At 57.2% G+C, this 16,601-nt stretch carries 2 protein-coding genes; one reads left to right on the top strand and one right to left on the bottom strand.

Annotated features, from left to right (window positions below):
* Positions 1-10: 10 nt before the first annotated feature.
* Positions 11-1,855 (bottom strand): DUF1800 domain-containing protein, encoded by a 1,845-nt coding sequence (locus tag AC0V6M_RS08950; RefSeq protein WP_486138473.1) that lies wholly within the window; start codon positions 1,853-1,855, stop codon positions 11-13.
* 686 nt (positions 1,856-2,541) lie between these two features.
* Here AC0V6M_RS08950 and AC0V6M_RS08955 point away from each other — a divergent pair.
* Complete coding sequence (locus AC0V6M_RS08955; protein WP_486138474.1) at positions 2,542-16,488, top strand: Ig-like domain-containing protein; 13,947 nt, start codon at positions 2,542-2,544, stop codon at positions 16,486-16,488.
* Positions 16,489-16,601 lie beyond the last annotated feature (113 nt).

Genomic DNA, 16,601 nt, shown 5'->3' on the forward strand with positions numbered 1-16,601 from the left:
GATGCTGCCCTTATTTCTGAATGAGGTAATCGTTCGACGCCATAATCAGCAGGACCGCGAGATGGATCCGGCTGAGCTTGGTCTCGTTATCGCTGGTGGCGGTAACGTCGATTTCGTCGAGGACGGGAAGGATCAGTGAGCGTGTGTTCTCGCTCAGTTGACCCGCTGTCAGCAGCAGGTCGAGCCGGTCGACCAGAGCGGCGCTGTCATCTGCAATCGCTAGCTCTTCGGTATATTGAGGCTGGATATCGCGCGACCAGAACACCGACCCATCGATCACCCGCTCCATCTGGTTGACGTAACCAGCGACCGAGGTCTCATTGACCAGTTGAAATTCAGGGGCGAGCAGATTGCGTTCTGCCGCTTGCGATCCTGCTGGCACGTAGCCGGGGCGGAAGAAGTTGAAGACGGATGGTGACCTTAGTGGCGACTGGCCGATCCGACTTGAGTTGTCGGATGTGTTGCCAAGCTCGTAATTGCCAGAGACCGATTGCGCACCAAATGTGCGTGCCCACTGTGTGTAGCGCAGCATGGGTTCCCGCAGCTTGCCGAAATTAGCATTAGTGACATTGGCGCTGGAAAGCGCTTCGTCATCCAGCAAGATCGCCTTGAACACTGCGCGAAGATCGCCGCGAGTGCCGCTGCCGTTGTCATTAAAGGCAGAAGCGACCCGATCAACATAGGCCGGTGACGGATTGCTCGTCACCAGGCGTTGGATCATCTGCTTGCCGAAGAACGGCCCAACATTGGGATGGTTGAACAGTGTATCGAGCGCGATGCGCAAGGATTCTTCGGCGCCGGTATTCGCTGGGATTGTGACGCCGAGAAAGGTTTTTTCCAGATCGGAATGGAACGATTCATTTCGTGGGAAACGCCATTTTGACTGATCAGCTGTCATTGGCTGGCGGGTGTAATCCGGATCTGGAATGTCGAAGTTTCCACCTTGCGCGTCGGGCGTAAAGCCGACCCCGGTGTAATCGTAATCGTAGCCGGTGAAGACCTTTGAGATGCCGGTTACGTCTTCATTTGTGTAAGTCTCAATCGGTTCGCCGCCGCTGGTGCGAACGGTTCCGTCATTGTTGAGCTCAAACAGGCCGATCGTGAACAATTGCATGATTTCACGGCCAAAATTCTCATCCGGGACGCGGCCTGAATTCGGGTCAGCTTTGCGATTGCCGAGCATATTGAGAAAAATGCCCATGGTCGGGTTGAGCGTGATCTCTTCGAGCAGATCGCGAAAATTGCCAAACGCATTGCGATTGAGGATGTCCCAATACTCACCCATTGCGAGTGCTCGCCAGGTGTTGTTGATGCTGTTCAAAGAGACAACGAAGAACTCTGACATTGCCAGGGCCGCGCGCTTGCGAACGCCGCTGCCACCTTGGATCAACTGGCTCCAGACCATGTTGTCGCCAATGGTGGAGTTAAAATAATAGCGCTCTTGCGTGACCTGATCATAGCCGCGGCTGGCAAAGAACTGCCGCGCGGTCTGATCGTTGCTGCGGTTCATCTGGCTATCAAGCCATGGCTCATAACCATCGGAACGCAAAGCCGAGATCTCAGCAGTGGAAGCAGAGAGCGATGCTTGAAGCAGGAAGCGTGATGCCTCCTCGTCGGTCTGCGGGGTGACCACAGCAACGGGTGCGGGCGTGCCGCCACCGGTTGGGGGAGTGCCGCCGGCGGCTGAACCGCTGCCACCACCGCCGCCGCATGCAGCGGTCGCGATCGCAAGCGCAGATACCGCCGCGCCTTTCGAAATGGCGGGGCTATGACTGGCCTCGCCCGCTTCTGGTGTTGGCGGATTGGCTGTCTCCACCTCAGGGCGCACAGGCGCCTCAAGCAGCTCATCACTCATACTGGAATTCCTCCCAAAGACCGCCGGGTGGCGGGTAATATTGCAACTGGCTGCACCGCTATCATCGGCGATGAAACCAGTTCCTAATCATAAAGGCTAACGCGGTTTTCATGACGTCGGACCTGACGCTTTACGCAAGATGTGCGAACAAACCGTAACTTGTCACTAGACCTCAAGGTCGCCTCATCCCGCTTGCTGCACCACATGGCTGATCAGATGAGCAGTGCGGTAAGCGTCTGGCGCAAAATGAGTTTTTGGGAGGCGTGGCCACTCTGTAAGTCGTTTTGACTAACCTGAGACTAACGAATTCTGCCGTAAGGTTGGCTGAGTTCCGGCGCTCGTTTGGCTTGCCGTTCGGACTGCGCGTGCCTCGCTTGCCTGAAAGTACACCTTCTGCACTCTACTGAGGCGCTATTGGAGTGCTTTTTAAGCTGCAGCTCCCACAGAGCTCTGCTGGTCACTAGTCACGCTAACGAGTGACTAACCCGCTCCGTTAGTGCTTGATTGCATTAAGACTTTTGCAGTCAGTTTGCCCCGGTTTAACGTAATTTTACAACTTCTCACCCCTGTTCGCTGGTGCCAAAGCTGTTTCACTATGATACTGTTTTGATTGTAAAGTGAGAAATGCATCGCAACGTTCAGCCATGAATTTGGGGTAGGCTTGTGAATATGGGGTCAGGTCGCGCATGACAAAAAAACAGGCTGTAAGTCGTCACATTCTGGCGCTTGAACCACGGATGATGTTCGATGGCGCGGGGGTAGTTACGGCTGTCACTGCGGACATTGGCCCGATGGCCGCTGCGCCCGGTGAATACACTTTCAACGAGGCGAGCGTTGCGCCCGTAAACCTTGATGTACGCGGTGATACTTCTTCAAGCCTTGGTGATGGCGACGGTTCAGGCCTATCCGCTCAGCCTGTCGGACTTCTCTCTGGCAACCGGTCTGAGGGTAACGCAGGGCTATATCCAGAGATTCAAGTCGACGACGAGTTGCGCGAAGGCAGCACACCGCGCGCAATTATAGATGCCGCGCGTGATGACCGGGCAACGGCCATGTATGGCGCAGAGCGCGCGCTGGCTGATGGTTTCTTCGCAGAGCCTTCTGATGATGCGGTTACTGCTGCCTCTGGTGAAGTGCCTAACGACTTTATCTTCATCGACACCAGCGTCGAAAATTACGAGCAGCTGGCCGAGATCTGGGAGGGTCGCGGCACGATTGTCTTCGTGGATGGCAATAGTGACGGCGTAGATCAGGTTCTCACCGCGCTTGCCGGTGCAAGTGATATTGGCGCGATCCATTTCGTTAGCCACGGCGAAGACGGCATGTTTTGGCTGGGCGACACCCGGATTGATAACGCATCGCTGACCGGTGAGCTCGCATCTGCTTTCGCTTCGATCGGCTCAAAACTCTCAGCTGACGGGGATATCCTGATTTACGGCTGTGACGTCGGCAGTGATGCCGATGGTCAGGCACTGCTCAACAATCTGGCTGCGATCACTGGCGCTGACATTGCGGCGTCTATCGATGATACCGGGAGCATTGCTCGCGGCGGCGATTGGACGCTCGAAAACCGGCTGGGCGTGGTTGAAACGGCCTCGCTCGTGGCGCGCGAATGGGCTGGCTTGCTGGCGCCCGCGGCATTCGTAACGGGCGCATTCGATGTTTTTGATGAGAACGGCAATCAGGTGGCGGATGGCACCCGCCTGACAACTGTTGGGTCATCTGCGACTTGGTTCGATGTAGCGACCGTCAATGGCCAGCAAATCAGTGTGCGGGCTACTATTTTGTCGCTGACGCCGGGTGACAATGTGCAATTCAGCGGGCCTGGGGATGACTTCGGGGTGTTTCTCCGCAAGGGAGATGGATCAACGCTCGGAACGACTGCAATCCGTTGGGACATTTTCTTTAGCGCAACCGGCGCGCCTGCAAACGTGGATGTGAACTTCACAGTCGCGGATATTGATGGCAATGGCGGCCCAGAAACGCGTGAGTTTCTGGTAATTGACACGGATACGTTGTCTTCCTTTGAGGCGGCAAATGGTTCGCGCGTTCTGTTTGATACTTCCGTGCCTGGCGAGGTTACTGCGTCTGGATCTGCGAATGAGGACGGCGAATTGCCATCGGCTGCACGTTTCAATTGGCTCGACACCAACAGTTTTACCATTGAATACAACCTTGCAAGTGGTTTCACTGGCGCGTTTTTCCGACACGATGGCGATGCTGATTTTGACCTAGGCACTGGCGGGACGACGGTTTCCATTCCGCGGCTTGATTTGGATGGCAACGACAGCACGGCTGGCGGGTCTGCTTATACGAACACTTACGTCGAAAATGGCGCGGGCGTGTCCATCGTCGACAACGATGTTGATGTGCAAAACCCAAATGGGTCGGTCACCGGCGCGACCATCACTTTGACCAATGCTCTCGCTGGCGATGAGTTGCTCGTCAATGGTTCGAATGCAGCCTCTGGTTCTTTGGGTGGCGGCCTCAGCTACACCCGGACCGCGACTGAAATCATTATCACCGGAAATGGCAGCGCGAATTCCTATGAAAATGCGCTGCAGGCGATAACATTCCTAACGGCGGGTGAGCGTCCGGTTGAGACGCCGCGCACAATTGATATCAGTTTCGAAAACGCTTCGTTGAGTTCAAACGTGGCAACCGCGACCATCAATGTGCTCGAGGTCAATGATCCGCCAACTGCGGTCAATGACACGCAGATTACGACCGACGAAGATACGCCGGTCAACAGCATTGACGTGCTTGGTAATGATTTTGACGGTGATGGCGATACGCTGACCGTGATCAGTGCCAATGCCGGCAACGGTACAGTCACGATCAATGCTGATGGCACGCTGAACTACACGCCGAACGCAGGGTTTAGCGGAACAGACACCATCACGTACACGATTAGCGATGGCCGCGGCGGGACATCTACGGCGACCGTTCCGATTGTGATTGATCCAGTTAATGACAATCCGACCACCAATGGCAATCTGCCGCCGCAAACCAATATTGATGCGCAGCAAGGCATTTTCGTCAATGTTTCTGGCGGGTTCAGCGATGCCGAAGATCCAAACGGCCTGACTTACAGCGCGACTGGCCTGCCAGCCGGGCTCTCAATCGATCCAAACACTGGGTTTATCACGGGCAATATCGATAACTCCGCGAGCCAGGGCGGCTCTGGCGGTGTTTACGACGTTGTTGTGACTGCCACCGATTCCGGCGGTCTGACGGCAGAGCAAAACTTCAGCTGGACCGTCACCAACCCTGCGCCTCAGGCCAACAATGACGGCGGCTCTACGCTCGAAGATACGTCCGCTACTTTCAACGTACTGGCCAATGACCAAGACCCTGATGGTGACGATCTTACCGTCGTCTCGGCCAGCGCGCCGAACGGCACTGTGATCATCAATGCCGACGGTACAATCACTTATACGCCGAACGCCAATTACAGCGGCCCGGAAACCATCACTTACACCATCAGTGATGGCGAGGGCGGCACAAGCACGGCCACTGTTAGCTTGTTTGTGAACGCGCAAAATGATGATCCGGTCGCTACCGGTTCACTGCCGCCGCAAGTGAATGATGATGCCGACGCCGGTATCAGCGTGGACACTGCGGGCGGATTTGAGGACGTAGACAGCACCAATCTGGTGTACTCTGCAACTGGTCTTCCTCCGGGGCTTAGCATCAATTCTTCGACCGGTGAGATCACCGGGACGATTGATAATTCAGCCAGCCAAGGCGGCGCAGCAGGCGTCTACAATGTTACTGTTTCTGCGACGGATAATATGGGCGGAACGCCAGCCATCCAGAACTTCAGTTGGACGGTCAGCAACCCTGCACCGACGGCGACCAATGATACGGCAAACACCGACGAAGATACGGCCGTCGACATCCCGGTTCTGGCCAATGACAATGATCCGGATGGCGATGATCTAAGCGTTGTTTCGGCCACCGCGCCCAACGGCGCTGTTGTTATCAACGCTGACGGAACGCTGACTTACACGCCGAATGCTGATTTCAGCGGCACTGACACCATCACCTATACAATCAGTGATGGCGAGGGCGGCACCTCTCAGGCGACCGTCACAGTTACAGTAGGCGCGGTCAATGATCCGCCTGTTCCTGTTGGCACTTTGCCAGCGCAGACCAATCTCGATGCCGATGGCGGGATTTCTGTGGCGACCGCTGGCGGCTTTGCCGATAGCGATGATGCGACGCTCACATACAGCGCGGCTGGCTTGCCACCGGGCCTGTCGATTGACAGCGCCACGGGCGAGATTACCGGCACAATCGACAATTCTGCGAGCACTGGCGGCACGGGCGGCGTTTATAATATCACGGTGACAGCGACCGATCTGGCAGGCGAAAGCGCGGATCAGGACTTCACTTGGACGGTTACCAACCCTGCACCAATCGCGGCGGATGACACCGCCAGCACCACGGAAGACACGCCTGTTCTGATCGATGTCTTGCCAAACGACAGCGATCCCGACGGCGATGTTCTGACGGTTATTTCCGCATTCTCTTCCGTTGGTCAGGCAACGCTGGTCGGCAATCAGATCAACTTTGTTCCGCCCGCCAATTTCAACGGTACGGCGACCATCACTTACACCATCAGCGATGGCGAAGGCGGCACGTCTGAGGCGACTGTTACCGTTACAGTTGCGCCAGAAAATGACGATCCAGATTCGACCCCGATCCCGCCGGTTGACGCGCTGGATGGCGATACGGTTTCTGTGCCGGTTGCGGATGCATTCAGCGACGTTGACGGCGACACGCTCACCTTTAGTGCGACTGATCTGCCGCCGGGTCTCACGATTGACCCTGATACAGGCGTCATCTCCGGCACAATCACCCCGGATGCCAGCCAGACCAATGGCGGGGTCTACACCGCGACCATCACTGTTGACGATGGCAATGGCGGCACGACAACCGAGACAATCACTTTCAATGTTGGGAACCCTCCACCAGGGGCAGTCAACGACAACGCCTCGACCGATGAGGACGTGCCAGTCACGATTGATGTACTCGGCAATGACAGTGATCCAGACGGCGATCCGCTGACGGTGACGTCGGCTGACGCGCAGAACGGCACCACTGTCATCAACGCTGATGGCACGGTCACCTACACGCCCAATCCGGGCTTTAACGGCACGGACACGATCACTTACGAGATTTCTGACGGCAATGGCGGCACGTCGATTGCGACCGTTACGGTCGTGGTCAATGACATCAATGATACGCCAGAGATCAGCGGCTCTATCGGTGATCAGACCAACCTTGATGCGCAAGACATCAACCTGCCAGTTGCGGGCGCATTCAGCGATCCGGATGGCGATGCGCTCACCTTTACAGCGACTGGCCTGCCTGCAGGTCTGACGATTGATCCCGATACGGGCGTTATCTCTGGCACGATTGATAACAGCGCGAGTCAGGTGAACGGCGGCAGCTACAGCATCACGGTGACAGCCGATGATGGACGCGGCGGCACCATTTCTCAGGATTTCACCTGGACCGTCGCGAACCCAGCACCAGTCGCGGAAAATGATACGGCGACAACGGACGAGGACACGCCGGTCAATATTCCGGTGCTCGCCAATGATGTCGATCCGGACGGCGATGATCTGACGGTGATTGAGGCTGAGGCCGGTAATGGCACAGTCACTATCAATGCTGATGGCACGTTGGTCTACACGCCGAACCCAGATTTCAACGGCACCGATACCATTGTCTATACAATCGACGATGGTGAAGGTGGCACCTCATCGGCCAGCGTCGATGTGACCGTCACTCCGGTCAATGATGGGCCGACAACAATCGGGCTTCCAAACCAAAGCGGCGAAGACAGCCAGACTGTGTCTATCCCAACCGCCAGCGCGTTTAGCGACGTTGATGGCGATGCCTTGACGTTCAGCGCGGACGGCCTGCCACCTGCGCTGTCGATTGACCCCGTAACCGGTGTGATTTCCGGCACTTTGGCCTCAGATAGCTCGCAAAACGGGCCGTTCGTGGTGACCGTGACTGCGACTGATCCATCGGGTGAAGAGGTCAGCACGACCTTCATCTATTCGATACAAAACGTCCCGCCAATCGCGCAGAATGATGCCGCGACCACGCCGGAAGACACGCCGGTTACTGTTGCGGTTCTGGCCAACGACAGCGACCCTGATGGGGATGCGCTGACCATTACCAGCGCGAGCGCGGACAATGGCACAGTCGTCGTCAATGCAGATGGCACCGTCACATTCACGCCGGATCCGGATTTCAACGGGGAGGCGAATGTCACCTACACTGTCAGTGATGGCCAAGGCGGCGTTGCGACAGCGACGCTGACCGTTACTGTCACTGCTGAGAATGATGCGCCAGTGGCGGTCGATATTCCTGACGTGACCAATGAAGACAATCAGTCTGTTTCCATCGCAACGGAGAGCTTCTTTAGCGATGTTGACGGAGATGATCTGACGATCACGGCGGCTGGCCTGCCGCCCGGCCTGTCGATTGATCCGGCGACCGGCATCATCTCTGGCACGCTCGACATTGATGCAAGCCAGGGCAGCCCATACACCGTCACGCTGACGGCGGATGACGGCAATGGCGGCACAGTCTCGCAAGACTTCGTCTGGACCGTTACCAACCCAGCGCCAACCGCAGTGAACGACACCGCGAGCGTTGATGAAGACAGCAGCGTTAATGTCGATGTGCTCGGCAACGACAATGATCCCGATGGTGATCCGCTGACCGTGACCAGCGCGAGCGCGCCGAACGGCACCGTGGTGATCGAGGCCGATGGCACGCTGACTTACACGCCGAACCCTGATTTCAACGGCGAAGACACGATCACTTACACGATCGATGATGGCAATGGCGGCACCTCGACCGCTGCGGTTATCGTCACCGTCAATCCGATCAATGATGATCCGGTGGCTGTCGATGATGCGGTCACTACTGATGAAGACACGCCGGTCACCATCGGTGTGCTGGGCAATGATAGCGATGTTGATGGCGATGATTTGACCGTCACGACCGCAACCTCGCCCGATGGCACGGTTACGATCAATGCCGATGGCACGCTGGAGTTCACACCTAATCCGAACTTCAACGGCACGACCACGATCTCTTACGAGATTTCGGACGGCAATGGCGGCACGGCCACTGCGACCGTCACGGTTACGGTCAACCCGATCAACGATCCGCCAGTTGCAAACCCTGATGCGGCGACCACCGATGAAGACACGCCTGTCAACGTACTGCTGATCGGTAATGACACCGATGCGGATGGTGACGCGCTGACCGTGACCGCTGCGACCGCGGCGAACGGCACCGTCGTAATCAACGCGGACGGCAGTGTTGATTACACGCCTAACCCGGACTTTAACGGCACGGATACAATCACTTATACCATCAGTGATGGCAATGGCGGGTTCTCAACCTCCACCGCAACCATCACAGTGAACCCGGTCAATGATGATCCGGTTGCGGCCCCAATCGCGCCACAAACCAATGATGACAGCACGCCTGTCACGCTGGATGTCAGCGGCAATTTCTCTGATGTTGATGGCGATGATCTGACGTTCAGCGCCACCGGTCTGCCACCCGGCCTCAGCATTGACGCCGATGGCAATATCACTGGCACGCTTGACCCAGACGCCTCACAAGGCGGCCCAGCGGGTGACGGGGTGTACGAAGTCACAGTGACAGCCGATGATGGCAATGGCGGCACGGTTGATACAACCTTCACTTGGACGGTGAACAATCCGCCGCCAGAGGCCGTGGATGACACCGCGACCACCGATGAAGACACGCCGGTCAATATCCCTGTGCTTGCCAATGACAGCGATCCGGACGGCGATCCGCTGACTGTGACGGCTGCGGATGCGGCCAATGGCAGCGTTGTGATCGAGGCTGATGGCACGGTCACGTACACGCCGAACCCCGACTTCAACGGCACTGATACGATCACTTACACCATCAGCGATGGCAATGGCGGCACCTCCACCGCAACCGTGACCGTCACGGTTGATCCGGTGAATGATGATCCAGTTGTCACGCCGATTGCGCCGCAAGATAACATCGACAGCGCGACTGTATCGCTGCCGACAGCGGGTAATTTCAGCGATGTTGATGGCGACACACTAACCTTCAGCGCGACTGGCCTGCCAGCGGGCCTCTCGATCGACCCCAACACGGGCGAGATTACCGGCACGATTGACGCGGATGCCAGCCAAGGTGGCCCCGCAGGTGACGGTATCTACTCCGTCACTGTTACGGCTGATGATGGCAATGGCGGCACGGTTGATACGACCTTTGCCTGGACTGTCACCAACCCGCCGCCAGAGGCGGTGGATGACGCAGCGACGACCGACGAAGATACGCCGGTTAACATTCCAGTGCTTGCCAATGATAATGACCCAGACGGTGATCCGCTGACGGTCACATCTGCCACCGCGCCAAATGGCACGGTGGTGATTGAGGCTGATGGTACGGTCACATACACGCCGAATGCGGACTTCAATGGCACCGACACGATTACCTATACCATCAGTGATGGCAATGGCGGCACCTCCACCGCGACGGTCACTGTAACGGTCGATCCGGTGAATGATGATCCGGTGGTTGATACGCCGCTGGCCAATCTCGCCAATATTGACAGCGCGACTGTCAGTATTCCGGTTGCCGGTAACTTCAGCGATGTCGACGGCGATACGCTGACATTTACGGCGACAGGTCTGCCTCCGGGTCTCAGCATTGATGCGGCTGGCAACATCACTGGCACGATCGATCCTGATGCCTCGCAAGGCGGGCCAGCGGGTGATGGAATTTACACCGTCACCGTGACGGCGGATGATGGCAATGGCGGCACTGTCGAAAGCAGTTTTGCCTGGACCGTCTCCAATCCGCCGCCAGTGGCCACGGATGATACCGCGACCACGCCAGAGGACACGCCGGTCAACATCCCTGTGCTGGCGAACGACAACGATCCAGATGGTGATGCGCTGGCGGTGACGTCCGCAATTGCGACAAATGGTACCGTCGTGATCGAAGCCGATGGCACGATCACTTACACGCCGAATGAAGACTTCAACGGCACGGATACGATCACCTACACGATTAGCGATGGCGAGGGTGGTACCACCACCGCGACTGTCACTGTTACGGTTGATCCGGTGAATGACGATCCGGTCGCTGACCCGCAGCCGACCAATCAGACCGACGATGACGCCGATGTTATCTCGCTCGATGTGTCTGGCAATTTCGGCGATGTTGATGGTGATACGCTCACCTTCACCGCCACTGGTCTGCCGGGCGGACTGTCGATTGACGCCAATGGTGTCATCACTGGCACGTTGGATGCTGACGCATCGCAAGGCGGGCCGAATAGCAATGGCCTCTACACCGTCACCGTCACCGCCGATGATGGCAATGGCGGCACGACCACATCGACCTTTGTGTGGATTGTAAACAATCCGCCGCCACTCGCGGCGCCTGATACGGCCAGCACCACGGAAGACACGCCGGTCAATGTTCCGGTTCTGGCGAATGACAATGATCCAGACGGCGACACGCTGACCGTGATAGAGGCGAATGCCGCCAATGGCAGCGTTCTGATCAATGCCGATGGCACGATCACTTACACGCCGGATGCGAATTTCAACGGCACCGATACGGTCATCTACACGATCAGCGATGGCGAGGGCGGCACCTCGACCTCAACCGTGACGATCACTGTTGGCGCGGTGAATGATGATCCAGAGACAATTGGTCTGCCAGATCTCACCGATGGCAATAACGAGGCGATCAACGTGCCTCTGGCTCCAGCGTTCAGCGATGCAGAAGGCGACACGCTCACCTTCTCCGCTATGGGCCTGCCAGATGGTCTGTCGATTGATCCGGCCACAGGCGCCGTTACCGGCACCACCAGCCCAACTGCTTCGACCGGCGGCCCGGCGAATGACGGCGTCTACACCGTCACGATCACTGCTGATGATGGCAATGGCGGTACAGTCAGCACGACCTTCACTTGGACGATCAACAATCAGCCACCGACCGCCGTTGACGATAACTTCGTCGGTACGGAAGACACGCCGCAAGTGCTCGACGTACTGGCGAATGATATTGACCCGGATGGCAATGCCACCACGCCAATTGTCATCATCGCTGCGCAGGCGACCAATGGCACGGCCGTGGTCAATCCTGATGGCACCATCACCTTTACGCCCGATCCCAATTTCAACGGAACGGCGACGGTCACTTACACAATCGAAGATGCAAACGGCGATCCAGCAACTGCGGTTGCGACGATCGTTATCGCGCCAGAAAACGATGCGCCTGATGCGACGCCGCTGCCCGATCGCGGCGATGAAGACGGCGATGCAATCTCGATCGACGCTGGCGTATTGTTCTCTGACATCGAAGGTGACACGCTGACCTTCAGCGCGACAAATCTGCCAGCCGGCCTGACGATCGATCCCGTCTCTGGCGTTATCAGCGGGACGATTGATCCCGATGCCAGCCAGGTGAACAATGGTGTCTATCAGACAACCATTACAGCCGATGATGGCAATGGCGGCACGACCGACGTCACCTTCGTCTGGACCGTGACCAACCCTGGCCCAACGGCCGCGGATGACACGGCTTCGACCACCGAAGACACGCCAATCCCGTCAATTGATGTGCTTGGTAATGACAACGATCCGGACGGCGATACGCTGACGGTGGTTTCTGCCAGTGCGCCAAATGGTTCGGTTTCGATCAATGCTGATGGCACCTTGGCCTACACGCCGGATCCAGACTTTAACGGCACCGACACGATCACCTACCAGATCACCGATGGTCAGGGCGGCACGTCCACAGCCATTGTGACGGTGACTGTTGGTGCGGATAATGACGATCCAACTGCGCCGCCTTTGTCGGCGCTCATCAATGATGATGCTGACATTGTCGCTCTGGATCTCTCGCCTGGCTTTGATGATGTCGACGGCGATCCGCTGACATTCACGGCGACCGGTCTGCCTGCTGGCCTCAGCATTGACGCAGCGGGCAATGTCACCGGCACCATTGATCCGGACGCTTCGCAAGGCGGGCCGAACGGCGATGGCATCTACGAAGTCACTGTCACCGCTGATGATGGCAATGGCGGCACCGTTGATGTCATATTCACCTGGACCGTTGGCAACCCAGCGCCGCTCGCAGTGGATGACACAGCGATCACCGATGAAGATACGCCGGTCAACATTCCGGTGCTGGGCAATGACAATGACCCAGACGGCGATGCGCTGACTGTAACTCAGGCTAGCGCGCCAAATGGTACGGTTGTGATCGAAGCCGATGGCACGGTCACCTACACGCCGAATGAAGACTTCAACGGCACGGACACGATCACTTACGAGATCTCCGACGGCAACGGCGGCACCTCGACTGCGATCGTCACGGTTACGGTCAATCCAATCAATGATGATCCGGATGTGACGCCGATTGCCCCGCGCGATAATGTCGATAGCGCGGTGGTAAACGTGCCGACAGCCGGCAATTTCAGCGATGTTGACGGCGATCCGCTGACCTTTGATGCCACCGGTCTGCCAACTGGCCTCTCGATTGATCCGGCCACGGGCGTGATTTCCGGCACGATCGATCCATCTGCTTCGATCGGCGGACCGAACGGTGACGGTGTCTATGAAGTCACTGTGACAGCCGATGATGGCAACGGCGGCACCGTGTCCACCATCTTTAATTGGACTGTGACCAATCCAGTTCCAGTGGCGGTGAACGACACCGCGACCACTACAGAAGACACATTGACCAACATCGATGTTCTGACCAATGACAGCGATCCTGATGGCGATCCGTTGACTGTGGTCACCGCGTCTGCGGCGAACGGTACGGTCACGATCCTGCCCGATGGCACGATTGATTACACGCCGAACCCGGATTTCAACGGTACGGACACCATCTCTTACACGATCAGCGACGGCAATGGCGGCACAGCCTCGGCTCTCGTCACAGTTACAGTTGATCCAGAGAATGATCCGCCGGTGGCCGTCAATGACACCACCACAACCGATGAAGACACGCCGGTTACGATCCCTGTGCTCGGCAATGACACTGATGTGGACGGCGATCCGCTGACGGTGATCGATGCGACCGCGCCAAACGGCACGGTTATGATCAACCCAGATGGCACAGTGACCTATACGCCGGATCCCGATTTCAACGGGACCGACACGATCACCTACACCATTGATGATGGCATGGGTGGCACCGACACAGCGACGATCACTGTTGTGGTTGCGCCGGTCAATGATGCGCCGATTGCGACGCCTGACACGGTGGATACGGATGAGGACACACCAGTCACCATCCCAGTGCTCGCCAATGACACCGATGTTGATGGCGATCCGCTGACGGTCACTGATGCGACTTCGCCAGATGGCACAGTCACCATCAACCCCGATGGCACGATTACTTTTGAGCCTGATCCGAACTTCAACGGACCGGCCACCATCACCTATACCATTGATGATGGCATGGGCGGCACTGCAATTTCGACCGTTACGGTCAATGTTGCGCCGGTCAACGACCCGCCTGTTGCGCAAGATGATGCGGTAACAACCGACGAAGACACGCTGGTTACCGTTCCTGTGCTCACCAATGATAGCGACGCAGATGGCGATCCGCTGACTATTACGGAGGCGACCGCGCCAAACGGTACGGTTGTGATCAACCCGGATGGCACGGTCACTTACACGCCGGATGAGAACTTCAACGGCACCGATGTGATCACCTACACCATCTCTGATGGCAATGGCGGGTTTGACACGGCGACGCTGACGGTCACGGTTGATCCAGTGAACGACGTACCGGTGGCCGAAGATGATACGGCAACCGGAACGGAAGATCAGCCGGTCACTATCCCAGTGCTTGCCAATGACAGTGATGCAGATGGCGATCCGCTAACCGTGACAACGGCGACTTCGCCGGATGGAACGGTTACGATCAACCCGGATGGCACGATTACCTTTGTCCCTAACCCGGACTTCAACGGGCCAACCATCATCACCTACACCATTGATGATGGTATGGGCGGCACGGCAACGGCGACGGTTACGGTCGACATTGTCGCGGTGAACGATCCGCCTATTGGTGAGCCAGATACGGCAGTCACCGATGAAGACACACCTGTCACCATTCCAGTTCTCGCGAATGACAATGACCCGGATGGCGATCCGCTGACTGTTGTCTCGGCCAATGCGCCGAATGGCACGGTTACGATCAACCCAGATGGCACAATCACTTACACGCCAAACCCGGACTTCAACGGCACCGATACGATCACCTATCAGGTGAGCGATGGCATGGGTGGCTTTGACACAGTGACGGCAACCGTCACGGTCAATCCGGTCAATGATCCGCCGGTTGCGGGCAATGACGTGACCAGCGTGAATGAGGACAGCGAAGTCACCATTCCAGTGCTGGTCAACGACACGGATGCCGATGGCGATCCGCTGACGGTGACGACCGCGACCGCCACCAACGGTACGGTTACGATCAACCCGGATGGCACGATCACATATGTGCCGAACCCCGATTTCTTCGGCCAGGATACGATCACCTACACCATCACGGATGGCAATGGCGGCACGTCGACAGCGACCGTCGCGGTAGAGGTGATCAACACCAACGAACCGCCGGTTGATGAGCCGGAGGACGTGACCGTTATCAGCGGCACTGACACGATTATCAACGTGCTCGACAATACGACCGATCCAGAGGGCGATCCTCTGGAAGTGGTGATCGCGCTCGTCGATATTGGCGAAGTGGTGATCAATCCTGACGGCACGCTCACTTATTCTGCGCCGGCTGATTTCTTCGGCGAAGTGACGATCCGCTACTTCATCTCTGATGGTCAGGGCGGCTTTGTAGAGAGCTTCGCGACGATCACCGTGGTTGAGGCTGCGGCTGATATCAGCTTCCTGCTCGGCGATGAGCCTGCTCCGGGCATTCCTGATGCTTATCCGGTCGACCGGGTGCTGGATCAGAGCGACGCCTTTATCAGCACGCCGCTGATCATCCTCGATACGGTCAATGATTTCCGCTCGCTTGGCGGCATGGGCACGCTCAACGTTGATCAGCCATTGCTGAACGCTGTGAACGGCCTGCGCTCCTTGAATGGCATTGGCGGCTTCGATGCCAATGGCCATCCAATTGATGACGTGGTTGGCTATATCGATCACATTCGCGATCTACGCTTTGGTGTGGACCGTCTGTTCGATCCGCGCTTTGGCGACTTCCTGCCAGAGGCGCTGACTGGCTTCTCCGTGCGGCAACTCGACACCGGCAGCGATCAGGTCATGATCGAGAGCATTTCGCGCGACCGTGTGGTCTATGTCGAAATGCGCGATATTGGCGCGGACGATGCCCCTCGGATCACCGAATATCAGCTGGTGACGCGCGATGGCGCGCCGCTGCCTGACTGGATCCGGATGGATGCTCGCGGTTTGGCGATCATTGAACGTCCGGTCGATGCAGAGACGATCAGGTTGGTTGTTCGCGCAATCCGGGCTGATGGTGAAGTGATTGAGATCCCTGTCGTTATTCAGGGTGCAACCGGTGAGATACAGACTGGATAAGGCGATTGCAGATGCGGTGGCCAAGGCTGAAACACTTGATACGATGATGGCACGCGCCAGTGGCGAAGCCGATGACGAAGCAAGCAAACTGCTTGCAGCTTTTAGTTGAAAAT

This window comes from Erythrobacter sp. JB3-1 (assembly GCF_057364995.1).

Excerpts from the sequence above, each read along its gene's own strand:
- AC0V6M_RS08950 (WP_486138473.1), bottom strand. The coding sequence starts at position 1,855 with ATGAGTGATGAGCTGCTTGAGGCGCCTGTGCGCCCTGAGGTGGAGACA.
- AC0V6M_RS08955 (WP_486138474.1), top strand. The coding sequence starts at position 2,542 with ATGACAAAAAAACAGGCTGTAAGTCGTCACATTCTGGCGCTTGAACCA.